The sequence below is a fragment of the Kitasatospora hibisci genome, assembly GCF_043950205.1.
Lineage (GTDB): Bacteria > Actinomycetota > Actinomycetes > Streptomycetales > Streptomycetaceae > Kitasatospora > Kitasatospora hibisci.
On sequence record NZ_CP171642.1, the window covers coordinates 1,169,949 to 1,196,687 of the forward strand.

The 26,739-nt window shown below is 70.2% G+C and carries 15 protein-coding genes, 3 rRNA genes and 1 riboswitch; of the genes, 5 read left to right on the forward strand and 13 right to left on the reverse strand.

Annotation, left to right across the window (positions count from 1 at the left end):
* Positions 1-118 precede the first annotated feature (118 nt).
* From ACF9IK_RS05080 to ACF9IK_RS05090, 3 genes are all read left to right on the forward strand, one after another.
* Positions 119-1,489 (forward strand): MFS transporter, encoded by a 1,371-nt coding sequence (locus ACF9IK_RS05080; protein ID WP_395293030.1) that lies wholly within the window; start codon positions 119-121, stop codon positions 1,487-1,489.
* Positions 1,486-2,445, forward strand: a complete 960-nt coding sequence (locus ACF9IK_RS05085) for a GNAT family N-acetyltransferase (protein ID WP_395293031.1) — start codon at positions 1,486-1,488, stop codon at positions 2,443-2,445. Before ACF9IK_RS05080 ends, ACF9IK_RS05085 begins: the two co-directional genes overlap by 4 nt.
* Positions 2,446-2,593: 148 nt before the next feature.
* Entirely contained in the window at positions 2,594-3,505 is a 912-nt protein-coding gene (locus ACF9IK_RS05090) for a phytoene/squalene synthase family protein (protein ID WP_395293032.1), read from the forward strand.
* A gap of 63 nt (positions 3,506-3,568) precedes the next feature.
* On the opposite strand, the gene ACF9IK_RS05095 is transcribed toward ACF9IK_RS05090, so the two are convergent.
* From ACF9IK_RS05095 to ACF9IK_RS05155, 13 genes are all read right to left on the reverse strand, one after another.
* Positions 3,569-6,271 carry a SpoIIE family protein phosphatase gene (locus ACF9IK_RS05095; protein ID WP_395293033.1) on the reverse strand — a complete coding sequence of 901 codons (2,703 nt, stop codon included), beginning with the start codon at positions 6,269-6,271 and terminating at the stop codon, positions 3,569-3,571.
* A 369-nt stretch (positions 6,272-6,640) separates the two neighbouring features.
* Positions 6,641-6,757, reverse strand: a 5S ribosomal RNA gene (gene rrf, locus ACF9IK_RS05100).
* Positions 6,758-6,836: 79 nt separating this feature from the next.
* A 23S ribosomal RNA gene (locus ACF9IK_RS05105) occupies positions 6,837-9,954 on the reverse strand.
* A 280-nt stretch (positions 9,955-10,234) separates the two neighbouring features.
* A 16S ribosomal RNA gene (locus ACF9IK_RS05110) occupies positions 10,235-11,751 on the reverse strand.
* The 16S, 23S and 5S rRNA genes sit together here, the layout of an rRNA operon.
* A gap of 629 nt (positions 11,752-12,380) precedes the next feature.
* Positions 12,381-13,094, reverse strand: coding sequence for an IclR family transcriptional regulator (locus tag ACF9IK_RS05115; protein WP_395293034.1), 714 nt, complete (start codon positions 13,092-13,094; stop codon positions 12,381-12,383).
* Between the two features lie 196 nt (positions 13,095-13,290).
* Positions 13,291-13,433, reverse strand: a riboswitch (SAM riboswitch).
* A gap of 142 nt (positions 13,434-13,575) precedes the next feature.
* On the reverse strand, positions 13,576-14,781 hold the full coding sequence (locus ACF9IK_RS05120; RefSeq protein ID WP_395293035.1) for a GDSL-type esterase/lipase family protein: 1,206 nt from the start codon (positions 14,779-14,781) through the stop codon (positions 13,576-13,578).
* A gap of 305 nt (positions 14,782-15,086) precedes the next feature.
* Complete coding sequence (locus ACF9IK_RS05125; RefSeq protein WP_395293036.1) at positions 15,087-17,405, reverse strand: ATP-binding protein; 2,319 nt, start codon at positions 17,403-17,405, stop codon at positions 15,087-15,089.
* Positions 17,406-17,514: 109 nt separating this feature from the next.
* Positions 17,515-18,246, reverse strand: coding sequence for a hypothetical protein (locus ACF9IK_RS05130; RefSeq protein ID WP_395293037.1), 732 nt, complete (start codon positions 18,244-18,246; stop codon positions 17,515-17,517).
* A 256-nt stretch (positions 18,247-18,502) separates the two neighbouring features.
* On the reverse strand, positions 18,503-19,426 hold the full coding sequence (locus tag ACF9IK_RS05135) for a carbohydrate ABC transporter permease (RefSeq protein WP_395293038.1): 924 nt from the start codon (positions 19,424-19,426) through the stop codon (positions 18,503-18,505).
* Entirely contained in the window at positions 19,423-20,736 is a 1,314-nt protein-coding gene (locus ACF9IK_RS05140; RefSeq protein WP_395293039.1) for a carbohydrate ABC transporter permease, read from the reverse strand. Before ACF9IK_RS05140 ends, ACF9IK_RS05135 begins: the two co-directional genes overlap by 4 nt.
* A 6-nt stretch (positions 20,737-20,742) precedes the next feature.
* Entirely contained in the window at positions 20,743-22,071 is a 1,329-nt protein-coding gene (locus ACF9IK_RS05145; protein WP_395293040.1) for an ABC transporter substrate-binding protein, read from the reverse strand.
* 53 nt (positions 22,072-22,124) lie between these two features.
* The gene (locus tag ACF9IK_RS05150; protein ID WP_395293041.1) at positions 22,125-23,828 is read right to left on the reverse strand and encodes a glycoside hydrolase family 13 protein; all 1,704 of its coding nucleotides are present in this window, start codon (positions 23,826-23,828) and stop codon (positions 22,125-22,127) included.
* Between the two features lie 196 nt (positions 23,829-24,024).
* Positions 24,025-25,332, reverse strand: coding sequence for an ABC transporter substrate-binding protein (locus ACF9IK_RS05155; RefSeq protein ID WP_395293042.1), 1,308 nt, complete (start codon positions 25,330-25,332; stop codon positions 24,025-24,027).
* 144 nt (positions 25,333-25,476) lie between these two features.
* Here ACF9IK_RS05155 and ACF9IK_RS05160 point away from each other — a divergent pair, with 144 nt between their 5' ends.
* Together ACF9IK_RS05160 and ACF9IK_RS05165 are read left to right on the forward strand one after the other, a co-directional pair.
* Positions 25,477-25,980 (forward strand): PadR family transcriptional regulator, encoded by a 504-nt coding sequence (locus tag ACF9IK_RS05160; protein WP_360217492.1) that lies wholly within the window; start codon positions 25,477-25,479, stop codon positions 25,978-25,980.
* Positions 25,977-26,738, forward strand: coding sequence for an ABC transporter ATP-binding protein (locus ACF9IK_RS05165; protein WP_395293043.1), 762 nt, complete (start codon positions 25,977-25,979; stop codon positions 26,736-26,738). Before ACF9IK_RS05160 ends, ACF9IK_RS05165 begins: the two co-directional genes overlap by 4 nt.
* Position 26,739: the final 1 nt, after the last annotated feature.

The window sequence follows — 26,739 nt, forward strand, 5'->3', positions numbered from 1 at the left end:
ACCACCCCGCCCCGACTTCCGTCCCGTCCGTCCCTCACCGCCCGTCGCTCGCCACCTCGTAGCGGAGCCCTGCCATGCCTCTTTCCCTCGCCCCTCCCCCACCCCCTCCGGAGGTGCCGTGACCACGTTCCTCCTCATCTGGGCCGGCCGGCTGCTCACCGCCCTCGGCTCCAGCATCTCCGGCTTCGCCCTCGGCCTGTGGATCTACCGACAGACCGGCTCCGTCACCCAGTTCGCCACCGGTCTGCTGCTCGGATTCGCGCCGGGCATGCTGGCCGCCCCGGCCGCCGGCATCCTCGTGGACCGCCACCGCCGCCGGACCGTCCTGCTCTGCGCGGACGCTGCGGCCATGCTCGCCGCCGCGGCCATGGCCGCCGCCGAGGCGACCGGGCACCTGGCCGTCTGGCAGGTGTACGCGACCACCGTCGTGGAGTCCTGCTGCGCCGCCTTCCAGTGGCCCGCGCTCGCCGCCGCCGTCACCGGTATGGTCCGGCCCGACCAGCGCGGCCGCGCCGGGGCGATGACCCAGACCGCCCTGGCCGGGGCCCAGCTGCTCGGCCCGATGCTCGCCGCCGTCCTGCTCGGCGCAGGCGGGCTGCGCGCCGTCCTGCTGACCGACGTCGTCTCGTTCGCGCTGGGGCTGCTCACCCTGCTGGTCGCCCGCTTCCCCGAGCCGACCGGCCACCGGGACCGCCCCCACCCGCCCGGGCACGCCACCGACCCGGCGCGACGCCGCGGCTGGCAAGCCGAGTTGGCCGAGGGCCGGCGGCTGCTCACCGGCCAACCGGGTCTGCGGCACCTGCTCCGCGTGGTGACCGTGCTCAATGCAGTCGAGGCCGCCGCCACCGCTCTGCTGCTGCCCCTGGTGCTGGCCGGCACCCCGGCCGACGGCCAGAACGCCGCGGTCGCCATGGTCAGCACCGCCGGAGGCCTCGGCCTGGCCGCCGGAAGTGTCGCCATGTCGATCTGGTCCGGGCCGCGCCGGCCGCTCGCCTGGGTCACCTCGGCCACCGTCCTCAGCGGCGGCGCCGTCCTGGCGGCGGGCCTCCACCCGCGCCCCGCCGCACTGGCGGTGGCCGCCTTCACGTTCTTCCTCGGCCTGCCCGTGGTGACCAGTTGCGCCCAGGTGCTCTGGCAGTCCGCCGTGGCCGCCGAGGCGCAGGGCCGGGTCTTCGCGCTGCGCCGGATGTTCACCCAGGCCGGCACCCTGCTCGGCTACCTGCTGGCCGGACCGCTCGCCTCGCAGGTCTGCGAGCCGCTGGTGGCCCCCGGCGGCCCGCTCGGCTCCACCCTCGGCCGCCTCCTCGGCACCGACCGGGACCGCGGCAGCGCCCTGCTGCTCTGCTGCACCGGTCTGTTCCTGGCCGTGACCGGCCTGGCCGGGCGCCGCCACACCGTCGAGGCGCTTCCGCCCCCGGAACCGATCGGGTGCGATAGAACCGCCCTGACCAGGATTCCCGCCAACTCCACCGATGCGGAGCAACTGTGATCATCCGACCCACCACCCCCTCCGACCTCGACCGAGTCCTCCCGCTGATCGTGCCCGACCCGGCCACCGGCCTGACGGCCGACACCTACCGGACCCGCCTCGCGGAGGGCGAGTACCGCCCCGGGTGGACGTGGGTCGCCGAGGACGCCCCCGGCGGCTCCCCGCTCGCGCTGGCCGTCTGGTGGGGCGATCCGGACGGGGACCTGCCCGACGCCCTCGACGCCGTGTTCGTCCACGACTCGGTACAGTCCGGCACCGACCGCACCGACCTGGCCGCGCAGCTGCTCACCGCCGCCCACGCGGCCTACGCCGGGGCCGGCGCCTCCGCCGCCCCGGACTACCACCTCGTCCTCCCCGGCGACTGGCACGACCGTCCCGGGACGGCCGCCGCCGTGGCCTGGCGCCGGGAGGCGGCCCGGAGGGCCGGCCTCCCGGCGGGCCTGGAGCGCCTGCGCTACGAGTGGACGCCCCCGGCCGGCCTCCCGGCGCCGTCCGGCCGCCTCGTCCTCCGGCCCGAGCCCGACGACGAGGTCTTCGTCGACCTGTTCCGCCGGGTCCTGGTGGGCACCCTCGACACCGACTCCCGCAGGGAGGCCGAGCGCCTCGGCGCCGAGGCCCAGGCCCGCGCGGACGTCGCCTTCTACCGCGACACCATGCTCGGCGACCGCTCCTGGTGGCGCACCGCCCGCACGCCCGACGGCGAGCCGGTCGGCTTCGGCATCCCCTCCCGCAACCACGCCTTCCCCGTCGTCGGCTACCTGGGCGTCGTCCCGGAGCACCGCGGCCGCCGGTACGGCGACGACATCCTCGCCGAGATCACCCGGATTCTCGCCGCCGAGACCGCACCCGAACGCGTCCGCGCGGACACCGACCTCGTCAACACCCCGATGGCCGCGGCCTTCGACCGCCTCGGCTACCGCAACGACACCCGCCGCCTGGTCCTCTCCCCCCGCTGAGCCCGACCGCCGATCCGTCTCCAGAGCCCCACCGGGCCCGCCGCGCGGTGGGGCTCGCGCCCGGTCCCCGAACTGCACACCTCCCCTCGGCCGGTGATCACCCGCCGTCTAGGCTCGGCATACACCGAACAGGGAGAGGCGGACGCGAGTGGGCAGCTGGGAGAGCGCTCTGGACGCGGCCGGGATCAACGACCCCGGACTGCGCGAGGACTACGGCCGGCAGCGCCGACAGGTCACGCGGTACAAGCGGGAGGCCGTGCTCGCCGCACGGCTCCTCCTGCCGGCGCCGCTCGTGCCGCACGTGATCGCGGCCACCGCCTTCATGCACCGCACCGACGGCCTGCTCGACAGCGGCCCGCTCGACGGGCGGAAGGCGGCGTACGCGCGCTGGGAGCAGGAGGTCGCCGACGGCCTCGCCACCGGTGGCACCGACAACCCCGAACTGCGTCCGCTGCTGAACACCGTCGCCGCCCACCCTGCCCTGCACGGCCGTGCGCTGGAGCACCTGGCCGGGGCCCTCGCCGACCTCGACTTCGCCGGATTCGCCACCGAGGCCGACTACCAGCGCTACGTGGACGCCTACTCGCTGCCCGCGTTCATGGTCGTCGCCACCCTGCTGGGCCCGGACGGCGACCAGACCGCCTACCGGGCCTCCTGCCGAACCTTCATCGACGCCGGCCAGCGGCTCGACTTCGTCAGCGACCTCGCCGAGGACCTGGCCGACGGCCGCCTGACGATCCCCGAGCAGAGCCTCGAACGGCACGGGGTCAGCCGCGCCGACCTGGAGCAGGCCCGCGACCTCCCGGCCGTCCGGGCGATGATCACCGAGCAGCTCGATCTGGTCGACCACACCCTCACGGAGGGCCGCGCCGTAGTCGCTCTCGTGCCGCCCGCCCACCGGCCGATGGTCCGCTGCATGATCGGCCTGGACGAACTGACCAGCGCAGCTGCCCGCGCGGACGTCCCCGCCCTGCTGCACCGCTCGGCGGGCCCCTCCAGGCCCGCCGCCCTCCGCCTGCTCGGCCGCGAGTACCTCCGGGCCCGCCGCGCGCACCGCTGAGCCCCCGGCCGGGCGGCGCACACCGCCGTGGCCCGTGGCCCTGCCGGCCGCCCGGCTCGCGCCCTACTCGTCCTCGGGCCAGGCCGCCTCGTCGACGGACCAGGCCATCGCGTCCAGCGGCCAGGCCGTCCCGGCGCCCGGTTCCAGGAACTGCTCCGCCCAAATGATCTTCCCCTGCGGGGTGTAGCGGACGCCCCAGCGTTCGGCGAGCCGCGCGACGAGGAACAGACCGCGGCCGCCCTCGTCGTCGGCGACCGCGTAGCGCAGGTGCGGGGCGGTGCTGCTGGTGTCCGAGACCTCACAGATCAGCGTGCGGTCGTAGAGCAGCCGCATCGTGATCGGACCGGTCGCGTAGCGGATGGCATTGGTCACCAGCTCGCTGAGCACCAACTCGGTGACGAACACGGCCTCGTCCAGGCCCCACTCGGTGAGCTGCCGGGTGGCGTCGGCACGGGCCCGGGCCACGGCCGAGGGAGTCTTGGCCACCTCCCACTCGGCGGTCCGGCCGGGCTCCAGCACCCGGGTGCGGGCGACGAGGAGCGCGATGTCGTCGGTCTGGCGGGCGGGCAGCAGGGCGTCGAGCACCGCGTCGCAGGCCTCCTGGGGCGACCGGTCGGGCTGGGCCAGGGAGGCGGTGAGCACGTCCAGGCCGACCCCGAGGTCCCGGGTGCGGTCCTCGATCAGGCCGTCGGTGTAGAGGACCAGACTGCTGCCCGGGTCGAGCCGCACCTCCATCGCCTCGAAGGGCATCCCGCCCAGGCCGAGCGGCGGACCGGCGGGAAGGTCCAGCACCTCCGCCACGCCGTCCGGGCGGACGAGGGCGGGCGGGGGGTGACCCGCCCGGGCCAGGACGCAGGTGGCGGTGGTGGGGTCGTAGATGGCGTAGAGGCAGGTGGCGCCGGTGATCGCGAGCGACCCCTCGACCGCGGCCGCCTCCTGGTCGATGTGGCTGACCAGGTCGTCCAGGTGGCCCAGGAGCTCGTCCGGTGGCAGGTCGAGGGTGGAGAAGTTCTGGACCGCGGTACGCAGCCGGCCCATGGTCGCGGCCGCGTGGAGGCCGTGGCCGACGACGTCGCCCACGACGAGCGCCACCCGGGTGCCCGAGAGCGGGATGACGTCGAACCAGTCACCGCCGACCCCCGCCTGGGCCGGCAGGTATCGGTAGGCGACGTCGAGCGCGCTCTGCTCGGGCAGCCCGCGCGGCAGCAGGCTGTGCTGCAGGGTGACGGCCATCGTGTGCTCGCGCGTGAAGCGACGGGCGTTGTCGATGGACACGGCGGCCCGGGCGGCCAGTTCCTCGCCCAGGGAGAGGTCGTCCTCGTCGAACGGCTCCTTGTCCCGGCCACGCCAGTAGCACGCGACGCCCATCAGCACGCCCCGTGCCGTCAGCGGGACGGCGATCAGCGACACCAGACCGAAGTCCATGACCGCCCGCGTGCGCTCGGCGTCCTGTTTGCGCCACCCGGCGTCGGCCGCCACCTCGGGGACCAGTGCCGAACGCCCGCTGACGAACCCCGCCGCGTGCGGGGTGCTCCCGGCCCACCTGACCAGTTCCCCCTGGGAGTACAGCGGCGAGTCGTCGCGGACGCCCGTGACCGCCACCCGCTCCAGCTCCACCGGGGCACCGACCGCCAGGATCGGCGGCTCCTCGCCCCGCAGGACCTCCTCGGCGAGGTCGACGGTGGCGTAGTCGCAGAACTCCCGGGTGGCCACCTGCGCGAGCTCCTCGGCGGTGCGCCGGACGTCCAGGGTGGTACCGATCGACATGCTCGCGTCGTACAGCAGTCTGAGCCGGCCACGCGCGACCTCCGCCTTCCCCGCGAGAGCGAGCAGTTCGGTCGAGTCGCGCAGGGTGGTGACACTGCCGGGCGGGCCGCCGCCGCTGTCGGTGGGGCGGGTGTTGACCGCCAGCAGACGCTCACCGACGGGAAGCACCTCGTCGCTGACCGCGCGGCCGGAGACCAGTAGTTCGGCCGTACGGGGAGCGAGGCCGAGACCGTCGACGGCACGCCCCTCCACGTCGGGCGGCAGGTCGAGCAGCCGCCGGGCCTCGTCGTTGGCGAGCCGGACCCGTCCGTCGCCGCCGACGATGGCCACGCCCTCGCGCACCGCGTGCAGCACCGCGTCGTGGTGCTCGTACATCCTGGTCATCTCCTCCGGCCCCAGACCGTGGGTCTGCCGCAGGAGACGTCTGCCCACCAGCGCCGTACCGGCCGTGGCCAGGCCGAGTGCGACGGTGCCGGCACCCAGGACGACCGGCAGCTGCCGGTTCACCGCGCTGCTCACGTTGGCGACCTTCATCCCGGACGACACGATGCCCACGACCGAACCGTTGGCGTCCTCGACCGGGACCACCACCTGGTACTCCAGCCCCAGCGGACCGTGCACCTGCTCGACGGTGACCGCGCCGTTCAGCGACGGCCCGATGGTGCCGACGAACTGCTTGCCGATCTGTTCGGGCTGGGGGTGGGTGTAGCGGGTGCCGTTCCTGTCGGTCACCACGATGAAGTCGACATGGGCGTCCTTGCGGGCCGCCTCGGTCAGCGGCTGGAGCACGGCGCTCGGATCGGGGCCCTGCATCGCGTCCACCAGCCCGGGACTGTGGGCGAACGCCTGAGCGGCGGCGAGCGAGCGGTCCCGCGCCGCGTCGTACCGATCACTGCGGGACTGGATCAGCAGCGCGACGACGGCTGCCACCACGAGCAACAGCACGATCAACACCTGCAGGACGAACATCTGCCCGGCGACGCTGCGGATGTTCATCATCGACCGCAGCCGGTACGCCGAAGGCCCTTTCGTAACTGCGCGTGAATCTCGCCGCCCACGACGGCCACCCGGCCGGCGCAGAGGCGGCCGGGTGACGGGGCCCGTGTCTCTGGCCATACACCCATGGTCCCCTCCCGGAGGTGAGAGGGGCATATCGCCCGCCGTGACCACGCACGGCGACCACCTGCGCGACATGCCCGTGCACACTCCGGAGCGGCCGCCCGTGGTCTCCCCCGCCCGCCTCGTCGCGTGCCCGTCCGACCCGGCGGATCACCCGGCCTCGCCGTGCGGGGACCGACGAGTGACAAGGCTCCCGAAATGCGAAGAACCCCCGATCCGTTCCCGGACCGGGGGTTCTTCAGAAGAATTGTTCGGCGGCGTCCTACTCTCCCACAGGGTCCCCCCTGCAGTACCACCGGCGCTGTGAGGCTTAGCTTCCGGGTTCGGAATGTAACCGGGCGTTTCCCTCACGCTATGACCACCGAAACACTATGAAACTATCTACCGCCCACCCATCGATGGCGGGGGTCGTTGTTTCAGAACAACACAGTGGACGCGAGCAACTGAGGACAAGCCCTCGGCCTATTAGTACCGGTCAACTCCACCCCTCACAGGGCTTCCATATCCGGCCTATCAACCCAGTCGTCTACTGGGAGCCTTACCCTCTCAAGGAGGTGGGAGTGCTCATCTCGAAGCAGGCTTCCCGCTTAGATGCTTTCAGCGGTTATCCCTCCCGAACGTAGCCAACCAGCCATGCCCTTGGCAGAACAACTGGCACACCAGAGGTTCGTCCGTCCCGGTCCTCTCGTACTAGGGACAGCCCTTCTCAACACTCCTACGCGCACAGCGGATAGGGACCGAACTGTCTCACGACGTTCTAAACCCAGCTCGCGTACCGCTTTAATGGGCGAACAGCCCAACCCTTGGGACCTACTCCAGCCCCAGGATGCGACGAGCCGACATCGAGGTGCCAAACCATCCCGTCGATATGGACTCTTGGGGAAGATCAGCCTGTTATCCCCGGGGTACCTTTTATCCGTTGAGCGACGGCGCTTCCACAAGCCACCGCCGGATCACTAGTCCCTACTTTCGTACCTGCTCGACCCGTCAGTCTCACAGTCAAGCTCCCTTGTGCACTTACACTCAACACCTGATTGCCAACCAGGCTGAGGGAACCTTTGGGCGCCTCCGTTACCCTTTAGGAGGCAACCGCCCCAGTTAAACTACCCACCAGACACTGTCCCTGATCCGGATCACGGACCCAGGTTAGACATCCAGCACGACCAGAGTGGTATTTCAACGACGACTCCACAACAACTGGCGTTGCCGCTTCAAAGTCTCCCACCTATCCTACACAAGCCGAACCGAACACCAATATCAAGCTATAGTAAAGGTCCCGGGGTCTTTCCGTCCTGCTGCGCGAAACGAGCATCTTTACTCGTAATGCAATTTCACCGGGCCTATGGTTGAGACAGTCGAGAAGTCGTTACGCCATTCGTGCAGGTCGGAACTTACCCGACAAGGAATTTCGCTACCTTAGGATGGTTATAGTTACCACCGCCGTTTACTGGCGCTTAAGTTCTCAGCTTCGCCAGAGCGAACTCTAGCTAACCGGTCCCCTTAACGTTCCAGCACCGGGCAGGCGTCAGTCCGTATACATCGCCTTACGGCTTCGCACGGACCTGTGTTTTTAGTAAACAGTCGCTTCTCGCTGGTCTCTGCGGCCACCCCCAGCTCAGACAGCACGTGTCATCACCAGGAATGGCCCCCCTTCTCCCGAAGTTACGGGGGCATTTTGCCGAGTTCCTTAACCATAGTTCACCCGAACGCCTCGGTATTCTCTACCTGACCACCTGAGTCGGTTTGGGGTACGGGCCGCCATGAAACTCGCTAGAGGCTTTTCTCGACAGCATAGGATCATCCACTTCACCACAATCGGCTCGGCATCAGGTCTCAGACTACGTGAACGGCGGATTTGCCTACCGTTCGTCCTACACCCTTACCCCGGGACAACCACCGCCCGGGCTGGACTACCTTCCTGCGTCACCCCATCGCTCACCTACTACAGGCTTGGTTCAGCGGCTCCACCACGTCCCATCATCCGAAGACTCCGGGCCGGCTTCACGGCTTTAGCATCACCTGGTTCAGCGTTGGCGCTTCAAAGCGGGTACGGGAATATCAACCCGTTGTCCATCGACTACGCCTGTCGGCCTCGCCTTAGGTCCCGACTTACCCTGGGCAGATCAGCTTGACCCAGGAACCCTTGGTCAATCGGCGCAAGAGTTTCCCACTCTTGTATCGCTACTCATGCCTGCATTCTCACTCGTATACCGTCCACGACTCGATTCCTCGGCCGCTTCACCCGGCACACGACGCTCCCCTACCCATCCACACAGCCGTTGGGCCTATTATGTGAATGACACGACTTCGGTGGTGTGCTTGAGCCCCGCTACATTGTCGGCGCGGAATCACTTGACCAGTGAGCTATTACGCACTCTTTCAAGGGTGGCTGCTTCTAAGCCAACCTCCTGGTTGTCTCTGCGACTCCACATCCTTTCCCACTTAGCACACGCTTAGGGACCTTAGTCGGTGTTCTGGGCTGTTTCCCTCTCGACCATGGAGCTTATCCCCCACAGTCTCACTGCCACGCTCTCACTTACCGGCATTCGGAGTTTGGCTAAGGTCAGTAACCCGGTGAGGCCCATCGCCTATCCAGTGCTCTACCTCCGGCAAGAAACACGTGACGCTGCACCTAAATGCATTTCGGGGAGAACCAGCTATCACGGAGTTTGATTGGCCTTTCACCCCTAACCACAGGTCATCCCCCAGGTTTTCAACCCTGGTGGGTTCGGTCCTCCACACGGTCTTACCCGCGCTTCAACCTGCCCATGGCTAGATCACTCCGCTTCGGGTCTTGGGCATGCAACTGGGTCGCCCTATTCGGACTCGCTTTCGCTACGGCTACCCCACACGGGTTAACCTCGCTACACACCGCAAACTCGCAGGCTCATTCTTCAAAAGGCACGCAGTCACGGCCACCAGCAAGCTGATGACGACGCTCCCACGGCTTGTAGGCACACGGTTTCAGGTACTATTTCACTCCGCTCCCGCGGTACTTTTCACCATTCCCTCACGGTACTATCCGCTATCGGTCACCAGGGAATATTTAGGCTTAGCGGGTGGTCCCGCCAGATTCACACGGGATTTCTCGGGCCCCGTGCTACTTGGGAGATGAGCAAGCAAGCCGTACAGATTTCGCCTACGGGGGTCTTACCCTCTACGCCGGACCTTTCGCATGTCCTTCGACTATCCATACGGTTTCTGACTCGCCCAGCCGCCGGCAGACGACTGAAGCTCATTCCCACAACCCCCAAGCGGCAACCCCTGCCGGGTCTCACACCACCTAGGTTTAGCCTCATCCGGTTTCGCTCGCCACTACTCCCGGAATCACGGTTGTTTTCTCTTCCTGCGGGTACTGAGATGTTTCACTTCCCCGCGTTCCCTCCACACTGCCTATGTGTTCAGCAGCGGGTGACAGCCCATGACGACTGCCGGGTTTCCCCATTCGGACACCCCCGGATCAAAGCTCGGTTGACAGCTCCCCGGGGCCTATCGCGGCCTCCCACGTCCTTCATCGGTTCCTGGTGCCAAGGCATCCACCGTGCGCCCTTAAAAACTTGGCCACAGATGCTCGCGTCCACTGTGCAGTTCTCAAACAACGACCAGTCACCCACCTCCAAGAACCCGAAGGCACCTCTTCAGTGAGACCGGCAACTCTGAAGCAACGACCATACAGCCGTTCCCTCAGGACCCAACAACGTGCCCGACACACCCACACCATGACCTCTCTTCCACGCCGAAGCAGTACTAGGAGACATCGTCTGAACTGTGCCGAATAGTCAACGTTCCACCCATGAGCGAGCACTCCGGGACATTCGCCCGAAGCTGCTATGTGCTCCTTAGAAAGGAGGTGATCCAGCCGCACCTTCCGGTACGGCTACCTTGTTACGACTTCGTCCCAATCGCTGGTCCCACCTTCGACGGCTCCTCCCCTTACGGGTTAGGCCACCGGCTTCGGGTGTTACCGACTTTCGTGACGTGACGGGCGGTGTGTACAAGGCCCGGGAACGTATTCACCGCAGCATGCTGATCTGCGATTACTAGCAACTCCAACTTCATGGGGTCGAGTTGCAGACCCCAATCCGAACTGAGGCCGGCTTTTTGGGATTCGCTCCGCCTCGCGGCATCGCAGCCCTTTGTACCGACCATTGTAGCACGTGTGCAGCCCAAGACATAAGGGGCATGATGATTTGACGTCGTCCCCACCTTCCTCCGAGTTGACCCCGGCAGTCTCCTGTGAGTCCCCGACATTACTCGCTGGCAACACAGAACAAGGGTTGCGCTCGTTGCGGGACTTAACCCAACATCTCACGACACGAGCTGACGACAACCATGCACCACCTGTATACCGACCACAAGGGGGCGCCTATCTCTAGACGTTTCCGGCATATGTCAAGCCTTGGTAAGGTTCTTCGCGTTGCGTCGAATTAAGCCACATGCTCCGCTGCTTGTGCGGGCCCCCGTCAATTCCTTTGAGTTTTAGCCTTGCGGCCGTACTCCCCAGGCGGGGAACTTAATGCGTTAGCTGCGGCACCGACGACGTGGAATGTCGCCAACACCTAGTTCCCAACGTTTACGGCGTGGACTACCAGGGTATCTAATCCTGTTCGCTCCCCACGCTTTCGCTCCTCAGCGTCAGTAATGGCCCAGAGATCCGCCTTCGCCACCGGTGTTCCTCCTGATATCTGCGCATTTCACCGCTACACCAGGAATTCCGATCTCCCCTACCACACTCTAGCCTGCCCGTATCGAATGCAGACCCGGGGTTAAGCCCCGGGCTTTCACATCCGACGCGACAGGCCGCCTACGAGCTCTTTACGCCCAATAATTCCGGACAACGCTCGCACCCTACGTATTACCGCGGCTGCTGGCACGTAGTTAGCCGGTGCTTCTTCTGCAGGTACCGTCACTTGCGCTTCTTCCCTGCTGAAAGAGGTTTACAACCCGAAGGCCGTCATCCCTCACGCGGCGTCGCTGCATCAGGCTTTCGCCCATTGTGCAATATTCCCCACTGCTGCCTCCCGTAGGAGTCTGGGCCGTGTCTCAGTCCCAGTGTGGCCGGTCGCCCTCTCAGGCCGGCTACCCGTCGTCGCCTTGGTAGGCCATTACCCCACCAACAAGCTGATAGGCCGCGGGCTCATCCTGCACCGCCGGAGCTTTCCACCAACCCCCATGCGGAGGAAGGTCATATCCGGTATTAGACCCCGTTTCCAGGGCTTGTCCCAGAGTGCAGGGCAGATTGCCCACGTGTTACTCACCCGTTCGCCACTGATCCACCCCGAAGGGCTTCACCGTTCGACTTGCATGTGTTAAGCACGCCGCCAGCGTTCGTCCTGAGCCAGGATCAAACTCTCCGTGAATGCTTGCCCGTAATCGGGCGAAACACCCGCGTTGAGCGGCACGGCAACCACCGGAATAGGGCGGCCCCGCGCACTGCGTCCTCGCTAGTGTTATTTCAAAAGGAATCTCCAACCCCGGATGATCCGAGGCCGGGGATGTCAACATATCTGGCGTTGACTTTTGGCACGCTGTTGAGTTCTCAAGGAACGGACACTTCCTTCAGGCGGCTCTCACACCGGCCCTCCGGGCGCTTCGTTCTTTCGTGTTTCCAGCTTATCAGACGATTTCCGCTCCGTTTTCCGGGGCTTCGTTCATCCAACTCACCGCGTCTTCTGCGGCTGTTCGCCCCGTCCGACGTTCCAAACTCTAGCCGACCCCCGCCCCGAAAGGCGAATCCGGCCGCAATCCCCATAAACGCACACACCGAATAGACCCCGACCCGAACAGGAGCGCGACAAGACGCGACCCGGCCCCGGAAGGGAAGGAATGGTGTTTCAAGGGATCGGCCGCCCCGGGACCGTCCGCGCCATTGCGTGTCCGGTGCTCCCTGCCGAGCGACTGGGCGAGATTACTCCTACTCGGCGCAGGAGACAAACCGCCCGTCCCACCGCTCGGCAAGGAGCTGCGTCGCGACGAGGATGCCGGCCGATCAGGAGTGGCTCAGGGCTTCGGTGAGGCGGGCGGCCGCCTCGACGACGGCCTGGGAGAGGTGAGCGCCGGGGTGGCGGGTGAGCCGTTCGATCGGGCCGGAGACCGAGACGGCGGCCACGACCCGGTTGGACGGGCCGCGGACGGGTGCGGAGACGGAGGCGACCCCGAGCTCGCGCTCACCGATGGACTGGGCCCAGCCGCGGCGCCGTACACCGCTGAGGGCGGTCGCGGTGAAACGGGCGCCCTGCAGGCCGCGGTGCAGGCGCTCGGGCTCCTCCCAGGCGAGCAGGATCTGGGCCGCGGATCCGACCTTCATGGGGAGGGTGACTCCAACGGGGACGGTGTCGCGCAGCCCTGAGAGGCGCTCGACGGCGGCCACGCAGATCCGGATCTCGCCCTGTCGGCGGTAGAGCTGGGCGCTCTCGCCGGTGACGTCGCGCAGGTGGGTGAGGACCGGTCCGGCGGCCGCCAGCAGGCGGTCCTCGCCGGCGGCCGCCGAGAGCTCGGTGAGTCGCGGGCCGAGCATGAACCGGCCCTGCATGTCCCGCGCGACCAGTCGGTGCTGTTCGAGTGCGACGGCGAGCCGGTGGGCGGTGGGACGTGCCAGGCCGGTGGCGGTGACGAGTCCGGCCAGGGTGGCGGGACCGGCCTCCAGGGTGCCGAGGATCGAGGTGACCTTGTCGAGCACGCCGACGCCGCTCGTGTTCTCCATGGATGGGTACTCCGTCTCAGATCCCGCGAGCAGCAGCAGGGCTTCACTCGCGGACGCCCCCCGTGGGGAGCGGGGGTGGTCAGCGAGGGCAGGCCGGAGAAGTCGGCCGATTGCCTGCGCCGGGCACGAGACGGGTACGCGGAAGGGCCGGGGCGGGAAGCGCCCGGGCGAAGGACAGCACAGAGAGCACCGTGTCTCCTCATCTTTCCCGCGCCACATTGGCGACAGGCCGGAGTTGGCACTGATCCCGGACGGCGCGGCGCGTACTTCGGACGCCGAGTCGACCGGGGAGTTGCCGGGGCTTCGTAGGGCCGGTCCCTCCACCCCTCTGGATGATTCGCCAAGCACCATACAAGATTTCCCGGGCGACCCGCCAAGGGGGCCTGTCGCCTCTCACCGGCGACGGGCCGCTCCTCCCGGCCGGGGCAGGCAGGAGCGGCCCGTCGCGGTGCCGGCGCCACCGAGCCGGCTGCCGGGCCGGCTACCGGGCGGTGAGGTACATGCCGGTGGAGTCGCGGCCGGCCGTGTTGCGGCAGGACCAGTTGCCGCTCCCCTTGGCGTCCAGCAGGGTCAGGCAGCGCCCGAGGGCCTGCTGGCCGTAGTAGTTGGGGTGGAACGACTCCTCGATGGTGCCCTGGACGGTGACGCCGAAGTCGAGGAAGCGGGCCCACTCGCTCCCGGTCGCGGTGGGCGGGCTGCTGGGCGTGGCCAGGCGGGTCGCGGTGGAGCAGACCTCACGACCCTGGAGCATGTCCCGGAGGTCGAGGAACTGCACGCCCTTCGCGGCGGCGACGCGCGCGAGCCGGTCGGAGATCTGCGGGACCAGACGGTCCCGGGCCCAGTCGGCGTCCTGGTTCCAGAACGGGCAGCCGCCGGTGCTGGTCCGGCTCCAGCCGCTCTCGGGGTAGCGGTTCTCGGAGCTGCGCGGAATCGGGGACGGGTACGACTGGAGGACGATCCGGTAGCTGTCGGGGGCCTGGCCGGCCTGGGTCATGACGGCACGGATCTCGTCGATCGACTTGGCGACGCCGGCCATGGCCCCGGCCATCCGGGAGTCGACGGCCTCCTGCTGGTCGTCGTGGCAGTAGGAGTTCCAGATCTCGTAGTCCTCGACGCAGGAGACGATGACGTCGGCGAAGCCGAGGTCGTTGCCGCCTATCGAGAGTGAGATGAGCTTGACGTTGTAGTCGCGGGCGACCTGGGCGAGCTGGTCGGCCTGCGGGGCCTCGCCCTTGTAGGACTGCCCGCCGCTGGCCGCACGGGGGATGTTCACGGAGGTGGCGCCCGAGCAGGCCAGGTTGATCTGGTACTGCGCGGTGGTGGGGGCGCGGCGGATCTCGGCGACGTCCGAGCGGTCGCAGCCGTTGCCGGCGCTGGCCCCGTAGACCCGGGACGGGTCGTAGGCGCTGCCTGTCCAGGCCCGGTCGGTTCCGGCGCGGCTCGTGGAGGTGGTGAGGCTGTTGCCCTTCCAGCGACCGGCTTCGCCGGAGATGTAGCTGTCGCCCATGGCGACGGCGGCCGTGGGGTTGGCGGCCGTACTGCTCACGGCGGCGGGACTCGGGGCGGCGGGACTGCCCGCCGTGGGACCGTCGGCCCGTGCCGGGGTGGCGGCGAGGGCCAGTGGCAGGGCCAGCGCGGCCACGGTCAGTGGCGCGAGGAGGCGGGAGGTGCGGCGGCGCGTGTGCACAGCGGCTCCAGAGGTGTGTCCCGGGCACTGGGGTGGTCCCGGGAGTGAGGGTGGGGGTGACTCCGCCGGCCCGCTGGGCGTGCCGCCGCACTGTTGTGCGGGGCGCGCGTGGGGGCTGGGCTCGGTTCGTGGGCCGGCGTGTCGCAGCAAGCTTCGGGGCAGTGGGCCGGTGCGCGACAGCGTGGAACCACGTGCTCGCCCCCGCCCGACCGGTCGCGTACAACCACGCGACCGGTCGGGCCGGTGCACCGCGGCGCCGGGGGCGGTGGCCCCCGGGGCGGGGCCCGGAGGCGGTGGCCGGGGGTTCAGCGGGGGGCGGCCCGAAGGCCGAAGGCCCAGGCCGCGATCTGGAGCCGGGAGCTGACGTGGAGCTTGGTCATGACGCGCTGGACGTGGCCCTCGACGGTCCGCGGAGACAGGACCAGCCGGGCGGCGATCTGCTTGTCCGTCAGCCCCTCGGTCAGGAGGTCGACGACCTGCTGTTCCCGGGCGGTCAAGGGCGAACGGCCGGGCGCGACCTCGGCGGGCGGGGCCGGCTCCCGGTCCAGGGCGAAGGCGACCGCCTGCGCCAGGGACATCTCGGCGCCGGTTCGCTCGGCCCCCGCCAGCTGCTCCTCGGCGAGGTGCCGGCGCAGGAGAGTGCGGCAGGCGTCGCGGTGGTTCAGGAGGCGGCCGAGCGCGCGGGGCACGACGCCGATCCGCTCCCACACCGCCTGGGCCGCCCCCAGCAGCACGGCGCCGTCGCCGGCCGAGCCGGCCTGCGCGGCGGTCCAGGCGAGAACCTCCAGGGTCTGGGCCGTGGCGAAGAGGTTGTGTCCGGGTTCCTCCACCCGCAGGGCGTCCTTCAGCGCGGCGCGGGCGCCGTCGAGATCGGCCACGAGCCAGCGCTGCAGCCCGATGACCCACAGGGCGTACCGGCGGGACCACTGGGCGTGGTGGGTGTCGCAGAGCGCCAGGCCCCGGTCCGCGTAGTGGCGGGCGCGGGGGTCCGCGGCCAGGGTGCAGGCGACGGCCAGCAGGAAGAGTGTGGTCCACTGCGCTCCCGGGTCGCCCGTCGCGGTGTGGTGGTCGAGGGCGCGGTGCAGGAGCTCGACGGCCTGGGCGAAGTCGTCCCGGAACAGCGCGCTCAGGCCGGCGAGCTGGTCGGCGAGGGCGTGGGTGGGGCCGTGGTCGACGCGGTCGGCGATGGCCCGGCACTCGGCGAGGCGCACGGCGGCGGTCGGGGCGTCGCCGCGCAGGAGGGCGAGCCAGCCGTCGGCCCAGAGGGCCTTGGCCCTGGCGGGGGTCGGCGTGGTGCCGAGGACGAGGGTGCGGTCGAGCCAGTGCCGTTCCTCCTCCAGACAGCCGTGCCCGAACCGGTGGCTCCAGAGGGCGGCGACGAGTTCGAGCGCCCCCTGGGCCTCGGTGGGTGAGGTGAGGCCGAACTCGACGGCGGAGCGGATGTTGGCGTGGTCCTGGCGCAGACGGGCGAACCAGGCGCTCTGCCGGGGGCTGAACCAGTCGGCTTCGGCGCGGGCGGCGAGGTCGCGGTAGTGGTCGCGGTGGCGCCGCCGGGTGTCCGCCTCGCGTCCTTGCTCGCGCAGCCGGGCGAGGCCGTAGTGGCGGAGTGTCTCCAGCATCCGGTAGCGGGGCTCCCCGGAGTGCTGTTCGCGCGTCAGGACGGACTTGTCCATGAGTGCGGCGAGTGTGCGGAGCACCGCGTGGCGCGGCAGGTCCTCGCCGTGGCAGACCGCCTCGGCCGCGGCGAGGTCGAAGCCGCCGCGGAAGACGGACAGGGCGGTCCACAGGTGCCGTTCGCGGGGCGTGCAGAGGTGGTGGCTGGAGTCGATCGCCGCGTGGAGGGTGCGGTGCCGCTCCGGCACGGCCCCGCCGGTCGGTGTGGGCAGGTGCGGGCAGGCGTCGAGCCGGTCCAGGATCTGCCGGACCGGAAGGACGCGCATCCATGACGCCGCCAGTTCGATGGCCAGCGGGATGCCGTCGAGCCGGGCGCAGATGTGACCGGCGGCGGTCCACTCGTCCTCGCCGTGCGGGAATCCGCCGAGGACCGCCCGCGCCCTGTGCACGAAGAGCCGGACCGCGGCGTAGCGGGTCAGGGCGTCGGGCCGCGGGAGGTGCTCGGCGTCGGGGGTGGCCAGGGGTGGGAGGTCGAGGATGTGCTCCCCGTAGACGCCGAGCCGGTGGCGGCTGGTGGCCAGGACCCGGAGACCGGGAGCCGTGGTGAGCAGGGTGTGGATCAGCGGTGCGCACTGCTCGGTGAGGTGTTCGCAGTTGTCGAGGACCAGGAGCAGGTGCCGGTCGGCGAGGTGGCGGACGAGCGGCGTGAGCGGGTCGGGGGTCGTCGCCTCGTGGTCGACGCCGAGGGCCAGGCCGAGGGTCTGGGCGAGCCGGTCGCCGTCCTGGAGGAGGGCGAGGTCGATCAGGCGGGTGCCGTCCGGGAACGCGGGTTGCAGGTCCCGGGCGGTGCGCAGGGCGAGGCGGGTCTTGCCGATCCCGGCCGGTCCGGTGACGGTGACCAGCCGTGACCGGGTGAGTAAGCGGCGGGCCCGGGCGAGTTCACGGCTCCGTCCGACGAGGCTGTTGGTCTCTGCGGGGATGGCCTGTTCCCCAGGTCGGGTGAGATGCATGGTTCATGACAGCGCGTCGCGGCCCGGGCGCGCCACCGGTCCGGGGGCAGTGGCCGGGGCGGAACCGGGGCCGCCGGCGCCCCCGGCCGGTCCGTCGGGCCGCTGCTCCTCACGAGCCGGCGGTGGCGGCCTCCAGGGTGGTCGCCATGACCGGGCTGGTGAAGGTGTTGGTCGCGTCCCCCGAGGAGAGGTGGTACGAACCCCACTTGAGGTAGTTGCGGTTCCCGTCCCAGGTGGTGCCCTTGAAGGTGCCGGAGCCGGTGGTGAAGGTCTGCTTCACACCGTCGAACCAGAAGTCGATGGTGCCGTCGGTGCGGCCCAGACGGATCTTCAACGCGTAGGAGTGCCACCGGTTGTTGGCGGTCGGCGCGGTCCACAGCGTGTGCGCGACGTGGTCGGTGTCCCACTCCTGGAGGCGGATGCGCCCGGCCGTCGCGTCGATCTCGATCGGGTGGTTCGCCGTGTCGGTGCTCGGCGAGCACTTGAGCTGGAAGACGTAGCGGCTGTTCGCGTCCTTGATGTCCACCTTGGACGACCAGCCGAGGTAGAAGGTGTCGCCCTGCTTCAGGTCGGGGCTCAACGTCTCGCAGCGCTCCTCGCCCGCGGCCTGGAACGCCCGCCACACACTGCCCTTGGCGGAGTCCTTGACGACGCCGAAGCCGCCCGACGCGCACTGCACGGCGGCGAAGGAGGACGGGCCCTTTGCGGTGCTCGGGGTCCACAGGACCCTGCCCGCCGCAGCGGCGGAGCTGCCGGCGGTGGCCCAGCCGCAGGAGATCGCGAGCGTGGTGAGGGCCACGACGCCGGCAACGGTCCTGCGGTGGTCGGACGACGGGGACATGCCTCTCCCGGGTGAACGAGTGGCCGGAACGGACGGACGCCGTCCGGGCCGACCGGCCCGAACGCACGGAACGATTCGACCACCCGCCGAACCACCGGGCCAAGCGGCCCGACCGACAAGTGCACTTTCGGGCACCTCCACCGGCCCGGCGCCGGCCACCCGTGTCACCCGTGTCACCCGGGGCGCCGGTGGGTGTGCCCGGCGATGGGGCAACACCCGGCCCCGGGGCCGTCTGTCGTCGCCGCGCCCACCGGTCTCACTTCACGGATCCGGCCATCGCTCCCTGGATGAAGAACCGCTGGAAGCAGAGGAACACCCCCACGGGGACCAGGAGGGACAGGAACGCGCCGGGTGCGAGGATGTCCATGTTGCTGCCGAACTGCCGCATCTGGGACTGCAGGTAGACGGTCAGCGGCTGCGAGTCGTTGCCGGCGAAGATCAGCGCGACCAGCATGTCGTTCCAGACCCAGAGGAACTGGAAGATGCACAGCGAGGCGACGGCCGGTGCGGCGAGCGGCAGCGCGAGGGCGCGGAAGATCCGCCACTCCCCGCAGCCGTCCATCCGCGCCGCCTCAAGGAGCTCGGCGGGAATCTCCAGGAAGTGGTTGCGCATCAGGAACACGGCGAACGGCAGCCCGTAGCCGACGTGGAAGAGCACGACACCGGGGATCGTGCCGAACAACCCGACGGCGCCCTCAAGTTTGGCGACCGGGATGAGCCCGACCTGGACGGGGACGACCAGCAGCCCGACCACGCCGAGGAAGACGGCGTCCCGGCCCGGGAAGCGCATCCAGGCGAAGGCGTAGCCGGCGCCCGCGGCGAGGGCGACGGTCAGCAGGGTCGCCGGGACGCTGATGAGCACGGTGTTCCAGAGCGCCTTGGGGACGTCGCCGCCGCCGAGCAGCGCGGTGTAGTTCTGCAGGGTGAGCTGGGCGGGCTCGGTCAGTGCCGTCCACCAGCCTCCGGTGGCGGCGACCTGCTTGGGGCGCAGCGAGGAGACCAGCAGGCCGACGGTGGGCACCAGCCAGGCGACGGCGGCCACGGTCAGCACGGCCTGGACGAGGCCGCTTCGGGTGAGGGCGGCGAGCCGGGTCGTGAGCGCCGGGGCGGGCCGGCCGGCCGTCACTGGTGCGGGCACGGTGGTGGTGGGGGCGGACGGGGCCGTCCGGGTGGTGGTCATGCGCGGCTCCCTCGGAAGCGTCGGACGTTGAGGAGCATCACCGGGACGACGAGGAGCAGCAGCAGGACGCTGAGCGCGCTGCCGAGGCCCTGGTCGTTGCCGCCGCCGAAGGAGACCAGGTAGAGCCGGAGCGCGAGCACGCTCGCGTCCTGCTGCACCGGCCCGGGCGCGATGATGTACACGAGGTCGAAGATCTTCATCACGTTGATGACCATGGTGATGAACACCACGCCGAGGACCGGGGCGAGTTGGGGCACGGTGATGCGGCGGAGGATCTGCCATTCGCCGGCGCCGTCGATCCTGGCCGCCTCGATGGTCTCGCGGGGCAGGTTGGCGAGGCCCCCGGCGATGATGACCATGGCGAAGCCGGCCCAGATCCAGATGTAGGCGCCGATGACGGCCGGGGTGATGAACGCCGGTCCGAGCCAGTCGACGCCGCGGTAGGGGGCGGCGAAGTTCGCCGCCGGCATGACCACCGACGTGGTGGGGGACGGGGAGGCGGCGAACCGGAAGGTACCGTCGTCGGCGGTGGTGGTGGTGTCGACCGTCCTTCCGCCGTCCCGGAGTTGGACGGTGACGCCGGGCAGGCCCTTCTTCCCGGCTTCCGGCCTGCCGGGGTGGCCGCCGCCGCCCGGGACGAAGTCCAGGAACACCGTGCCGCTGACCCCGTCGCCGCCGACCGGCTCCTGGGCCGTCCGGGCGGCGGCCGGGAGCGCGCCGGGCTGCACGCCGACCAGCGGCAGCAGCACGACGTGCGTGCCGGCGGGCGCCGTGACGTCGCCGTCCCGGGCCTGGTCGAGGCCGCCGCCGGGGCGCGGGTGGGCGCCCGGGTAGGTCGGCCGGTCGGTGAAGGTGTCGTGGACGGCGACCGCGGCGGCGTTGAGCACGCCGCGCTGCGGGTCCGCGTCGTACACCGTGCGGAAGATGATCCCGGCGGCGAGGAAGGAGATCGCCATCGGCATGAAGACGAGCAGCTTGAACGCGGTGGCCCAGCGGATCTTCTCGGTGAGCACCGCGAACACCAGGCCCACGGCGGTCACCAGTGCCGGGGCGACGGCGACCCAGATCGCGTTGTTGCGCACGGCGGTGAGGGTGGCGTGGTCGGTGAAGGCGGTGCCGTAGTTGTCGAGTCCGACGAAGCGATGGCCGGAGGCGTCGAAGAGGCTGCGGGCCACCGAGTAGCCGATGGGGTAAACGACGAGGGCGCCGAGCAGCAGCAGGGCGGGGAGGACGAAGAGCAGGGCGAGGCCCCGGTGGCGCCGGAGGGCGCCACCGGATGCCCGGCCGCTGCGGGGTGAGCGCAGGGACATGGTGGATCAGCCCTTGTAGGCCTTGGCGGCGTCGGCTTCGAGCCTGGCCGCGGCGCCGTGGACGTCGGAGGGGTTGGCGAGGAAGTCCTGGAGGTCCTTCCACTCGCCCTGGCCAGCGGTGCCGCCGAACGCGGCGGGGGCCTGGTCCGACATGTCGAAGCGGAAGGTGTCGGCGGCGTCGATCACCGACTTGGCGAACTGCCGGGTGGTGTCGTCGGGGTAGACCGAGGGGTCGACGGCCTTGTTGGGCGAGATGAAGCCGCCGGCCTTGGCCCAGACGGTCGCCGCCTCGGGGCCGGCCAGGAACTCGACGAACTTCTGCGCGGCCTCGGGGTGCTTGGCGCCCTTGAGGACGACCGCCGCGTCGCCCGCACCCATCACCGGGGCCTTGCCGCCGTCCACGGCCGGGAACGGGAACACCTTGGCGTCGGTGCCGACCTGCTTCTTCAGCTCGGAGGCGATGACACCGCCGACGAAGTCGCCCTCGTGGGTCATGGCGGCCTTGGGCTGCGCTCCGAAGACGTCCTGGACAGAGGTCGGGAAGTCGGTCTGCAGGGCGCCCTGCCCCCCGCCGACGACGAGTTGCCTGTCACCGAAGACCTTGCCGAGGGTGGTCAGGGCCTTGAGGACCGACGGGTCGGTCCACGGGATCTCGTGCCGGGTGAGCTTGTCGTAGAGCTCGGGGCCGGCCTGGGAGAGGTAGACGTTCTCGAACCAGTCGGTGAGGGTCCAGCCGGCCTGGCCGCCGACCGAGAAGGCCGGGGTGCCGGAGTCGGAGAGCGTCCGGCCGACCTTCAGCAGGTCGTCGAAGGTGGCCGGGGGCTGGACGCCGGCGTTCTGGAAGGCGGTGGGGCTGTACCAGATGGTCGACTTGTCGGCGGCCTTGAAGTAGAGGCCGTACTGGGTGCCGTCGACGGTCCCGAGGCTGGACCAGATGCTGGCGTAGTCCTTCTTCGCGGCATCGGTGACGGCGGACGAGAGCGGCGCCAGCCAGCCCTTCTCCGCGAACTGCTTGATCACGCCGGGCTGCGCGACCATGACCACATCCATCGGGTCGCCGCCCTCGATCTTGCTGCCGACCACGGTGGAGAGGTTGTCGCCGGTGGAGGTGTAGCTGACGGTGGCGCCGGTCTTCGCGGTGAAGGCGTCCAGCACCTTCTTGAAGTTCTCCTGCTCGGTACCGCTCCACACGGCGGCGACGGTCAGGGTCTGCCCCTTGAGCTCCTGGGTGGCGGAGTCGACGGCGGTGCCGCCTCCCCCGCTGCCGCAGGCGGTGGCGGTGGCGGCCAGCACGACGGAGGCGGTCAGGGCGGGAAGAGCGTTGCGGAGTCTCATCGTCGAGTCTTCTTCCGTGAGGCGGGTGGCGGGGTTTGTGATGTGATGAACAGTCAGATACTGCTGACGGCGGTGGTGTTGACCCACCAGGCGGCAGTTGCGGGCGGCAGGACGCCGTCATCGCACGGGCCGCTGGCCAGCAGGGGCGGGCCGACGACCGGAGCCGGTGCGGGGGTGTCCCCGAAGTTGACGGCGCACACCAGGCCCTCGCCCCTGACGAACGCGAGGACGCCGGGCGGGGTCTCCAGCCATCGCAGCGTGCCCTCGCCGAGCTGCGGGAGTTCACGGCGCAGCTGAAGGGCGGCGCGGTACAGGTGGAACACGGAGCCGGCGTCGACCCGCTGCCGCTCGGCCGTGTGGGCGGCGAACGAGGCCGGCTGCGGCAGCCACGGCGCGGCCGGGCTGTCCGGCGGGCTGAAGCCGAACGGGGCCTCGGCGCCCGACCAGGGCAACGGTATCCGGCAGCCGTCGCGGATCCCGGTCCGGCTGCCGGTGCGGCGGAAGATCGGGTCGGTGACCGACTCGTCCGGCAGGTCGAGGACTTCGGGCAGTCCGAACTCCTCGCCCTGGTAGATGTAGGCGGCCCCGGGCAGGGCCAGCATCAGCAGGGCGGCGGCCTTGGCCCGGGCCGGACCGGAGGCCGGGTCCTCCCCCGCGAACCGGCTCACCGTGCGGACCTGGTCGTGGTTGTTGAGCACCCAGGTGACCGTCGACCCGGTGGCGGTGATGTCCCGCACGGCGTCGTCGATGACCCGGTGGAAGTGCGCGAGGTCCCACGGCGCGTGCAGCAGGTGGAAGAAGAACGCCTGGTGCAGTTCGTCCGGGCGCACGTACAGCGCCTGTTCGGCCGGCGTGGGCACGGACGCCTCGCCGACCAGCAGCCGCTGCCGGCCGTCGCGGACGGTGTACTCCTCGCAGATCGCGCGCCAGCGGCGCCAGACCTCGTGCACCTCCGGCTGGTTCCAGGCCAGCGGGTTGACCGAGTCGCGGGTGCGCTCGTCCACGTCCGGGTCGGGCGAGTCCGGCAGCTCGGGGTGCTTGTACAGCCCGGCCGCGACGTCGATCCGGAAGCCGTCGACGCCGCGGTCGAGCCAGAACCGCAGCACCTCCTCGAAGTGGGCGGCGACGTCGGGGTTGCGCCAGTTGAAGTCGGGCTGCTCCGGGGTGAAGAGGTGGAGGTACCACTGGCCGGCCCGGCCGTCGGCCTCGGTGGCCCTGGTCCAGGCCGGGCCGCCGAACATGGCCCGCCAGTTGTTGGGCGGCAGCTCCCCGGCCTCGCCGCGCCCGTCGGCGAAGTGGAACCGCGCCCGCTCCGGGCTGCCGGGGCCGTTGGCCAGCGCCTTCTGGAACCACGGATGCTCACGTGAGCAGTGGTTGGGGACGACGTCCAGGACCAGCTTGAGGCCGAGCAGCCGGCAGTCCGTCACCAGGCGGTCGAACTCGGCGAGGTCTCCGTAGACCGGGTCGACGGCGCAGTGGTCGGCGATGTCGTAGCCGTGGTCGTGCTGGGGTGAGACGTAGAACGGGTTGAGCCAGACGCCGTCGGCGCCCAGCTGCCGCACGTGGTGCAGTCGTTCCCGGACGCCGGCGAGGTCGCCGACGCCGTCGCCGTCGGTGTCACGGAAGCTGCGCACGTAGATCTGGTAGATCACGGCGTCGCGCCACCAGGCGCGGGCGGTGGGGGTGGCGGTGGGGGCGTGCGAACGAGCGCGCGGCAGGGTGACCGCGTCGCCGTCGGGGAGGGTGGGGTTGGGCATCTCGCTACTCCAACGGTTATGCATTCGCGTTAGGTATAGCAGGCAGATGCAGCCGCTGTTAAGCCCTTGTTTGATGCTGTTTCCCGGGAGTTACGAGAAGGGATGCCCGATCCGGGATAGATACATGTTAGGTACTAGCGGGTAGGGAGCTCGCCCGGCAGGGGCTGAACCGCCCGCAGCCGTCCTCGGCGTCGACTCAGCCGACGATGGCGCGCAGCTCCGCGGCCAGCCGGGGCAGCGCCGCCTCGGCGGTCCGACGGCCCGACACGACCTCGAACGCCGTCTCGCTGAACGCGAGGCTCAGCTGCTGGTACTGCGGCACGCCGGGGCGCGCCCCGGCCGCCAGGATCGCCGTGCGCAGCACGGGCAGGTACGGGAACCGGGCCGTCAGGTCCGGGTCCGCGTAGAGGTCGGCCCAGACCGGCGGCAGCCCGCCGTCGGTCAGCACGCGGCGCTGCGCCCGCCGGCTCGTCAGGTAGCCGATGAGCGCCCGGGCGGTGCGCTGGCGCCGGGAGAACCGGCTGACCGCCAGGCCCGAGCCGCCCAGCACACCGCTGCCGGGCCCGTGCGGGCCCGGCAGCGGCACCACGCCGAACCGTCCCTCCACGGGGGACCCGGCGGCGCCGACCGCGTGGTAGACGTACGGCCAGTTCCGCAGGAAGAGCAGGCCGCCCCGGCCGAAGGCCGCGCGGGACTCCTCCTCCTGGTAGCCGAGCACCTCGGGCGGGATCCAGCCGTCGCGCACGCCCCCGGCCAGGAACTCCAGCCCGGCCAGAGCCTGCGGGCTGTCGACCACCACGGTTCCGTCGGCGGCCAGCAGGTCCCCGCCGGCCGAGCGGATGGCCTCCAGCGCGTTGACGGCGAGGCCCTCGTAGGGGCTCAGCTGGCCCGCGTACCCGGACAGCCCGTGCGCGGGGGCCAGCGTCCTTGCCTGCCGCGCCAGTTCCGCCCAGGTGGTGGGCGGCTGCTCACCGGCGGCGGCCAGCACGTCGCTCCGGTAGTACAGCAGCGCGGCGTTGGCGACGAACGGCACCGCGTACAGCCGCCCGTCGTACCGTCCGGTCCGCACGACAGGTGGCAGGAAGCTGTCCAGCGCGAAGTCCGACTCGTCCAGCGGCACGGTCCAGCGCCTGGCCGCGAACTCGGCCGTCCACACCACGTCGAGGTTGAGCACGTCGAAGCGGCTCCCGCCGGCCGACAGCTCGCCGGCGAGCTGGGCGTGCACCTCGTCCGCCGCCTCGGGCAGCTCGACCAGCTCGGCGGGCTGGTCCGGGTGCTCGGCGTTCCAGTCGGCCAGCAGCCCGCGCAGGTAGCGGGTGGTGTCCCGGCCGGTGGCCAGCGTGACCGGCCCGACGCCCTCCGGATCGCCCGCCGCCTGCGCACCGCCGACCAGGCCGTACCAGGCGGACGCGCCCCCGGCCGCGAGCACCGCCGCCCCGCCCGCCAGCGCGCGGACCACGCGCCGTCGACCCGCGTCGGGACCGGTGGGCGGCCGGTTGTCCATGGAGCTCCTTCGATCCGCCGGCACGGGTGGGCGCCGACGCACGTCCCTTTATACGGCCTCCCTGCTGGTGGGGACCCGTCTGCCCGTACTGTGTGACCGAGGTGTAACCAGCGAACAGGAACGAGAAGGAAGAGGTGACGCCCGGTGCGCCATCAGCTGCTGGCGCTGCTGGCCCGGCAGCCCGCCTACGGGTACGAGCTCAAGCAGGGGCTTGAGCAGACCTTCGGCGCGGCGTACCCTCAGCCGAACATCGGCCAGATCTACGTGACCCTGAGCCGACTGGAGAAGTCCGGACTGATCCGCGGCACCGAGGTGACGCAGGAGGGCAGGCCGGACAAGAAGGTCTACGAGATCACGGAGAAGGGCACCGAGGAACTCGCCGGCTGGTTCGAGGCGCCCACCGAGGGACCCCGGGTCAGGGACGAGTTCTTCATGAAGCTCATCCTGGCCGAAGGCACCGACCTCGCCGACCAGCTGACGCTGATCAACAACCAGCGCCGGCACTGCATCAACACGATGCGCGGACTCAACAAGCTGGCCGCCACCGAGCGCGGCAACCGGACCTCGCTGTTGCTGATCGAGGGCGCGGTCCTGCACCTGCAGGCCGACCTCGACTGGCTGGAGCGTTGCCAGGAGGAGCTCACGTGACCGGCTCGGAGCCGATACCACCGCTGCTGGCCGCCGACGGCGTGGTGCGCTCGCACCTGAGCGGCTCGACCCTGATACCGGCGGTCCGCGGCGTCAGCCTGCGGATCGACCGGGGCGAGTTCGTCGCCGTCACCGGCCCTTCGGGCGCCGGCAAGTCCACCCTGCTGCACCTCCTCGGCGGCCTGCTGCGGCCCGACGAGGGCGAGCTGTGGCTCGACGGACGCCGGGTGGACCGCCTGCGCGAGTCCGCCTGGGCCCGCCTGCGCCGCCGGCACTACGGGATCGTCTTCCAGAGCGGCAACCTGCTCCCCGACTTCTCCGTCGCCGACAACATCGAACTGACCGCGGTGCTCGCCGGCATGTCCGGCCGTACCGCCCGCGAACGCCGGCAGGAACTCCTCGAAGACCTCGGCCTCGCCCAGAAGGCCGCCGCCGGGCCCGGCGAGCTCTCCGGCGGTGAGCGCCAGCGGGTCGCCCTGGCGCGCGCGCTGGTCAACCGGCCACAGCTGCTCCTCGCCGACGAGCCCACCGGGAACCTCGACAGCCGCAGCGCCCGCGACGTCCTCGCCCTGCTCAGCCGCTACCACGACCAGGGCACCACCATCGTGCTGGTCACCCACGACGCCAGGGCGGCGAGCACCGCCGACCGCGTCGTCAGCCTCTTCGACGGCCGGGTCGCCGACGACGCCCGGGTGGAGGAGCCCTCGCCCGCGCGGCGCGCCGTCGGGGTCCGCGACATCATCGATTTCGGCGGGTGAG

Excerpts from the sequence above, each read along its gene's own strand:
- ACF9IK_RS05095 (WP_395293033.1), bottom strand. The coding sequence starts at position 6,271 with ATGATGAACATCCGCAGCGTCGCCGGGCAGATGTTCGTCCTGCAGGTG.
- ACF9IK_RS05115 (WP_395293034.1), bottom strand. The coding sequence starts at position 13,094 with ATGGAGAACACGAGCGGCGTCGGCGTGCTCGACAAGGTCACCTCGATC.
- ACF9IK_RS05125 (WP_395293036.1), bottom strand. The coding sequence starts at position 17,405 with ATGCATCTCACCCGACCTGGGGAACAGGCCATCCCCGCAGAGACCAAC.
- ACF9IK_RS05130 (WP_395293037.1), bottom strand. The coding sequence starts at position 18,246 with ATGTCCCCGTCGTCCGACCACCGCAGGACCGTTGCCGGCGTCGTGGCC.
- ACF9IK_RS05135 (WP_395293038.1), bottom strand. The coding sequence starts at position 19,426 with ATGACCACCACCCGGACGGCCCCGTCCGCCCCCACCACCACCGTGCCC.
- ACF9IK_RS05140 (WP_395293039.1), bottom strand. The coding sequence starts at position 20,736 with ATGTCCCTGCGCTCACCCCGCAGCGGCCGGGCATCCGGTGGCGCCCTC.
- ACF9IK_RS05145 (WP_395293040.1), bottom strand. The coding sequence starts at position 22,071 with ATGAGACTCCGCAACGCTCTTCCCGCCCTGACCGCCTCCGTCGTGCTG.
- ACF9IK_RS05150 (WP_395293041.1), bottom strand. The coding sequence starts at position 23,828 with ATGCCCAACCCCACCCTCCCCGACGGCGACGCGGTCACCCTGCCGCGC.
- ACF9IK_RS05155 (WP_395293042.1), bottom strand. The coding sequence starts at position 25,332 with ATGGACAACCGGCCGCCCACCGGTCCCGACGCGGGTCGACGGCGCGTG.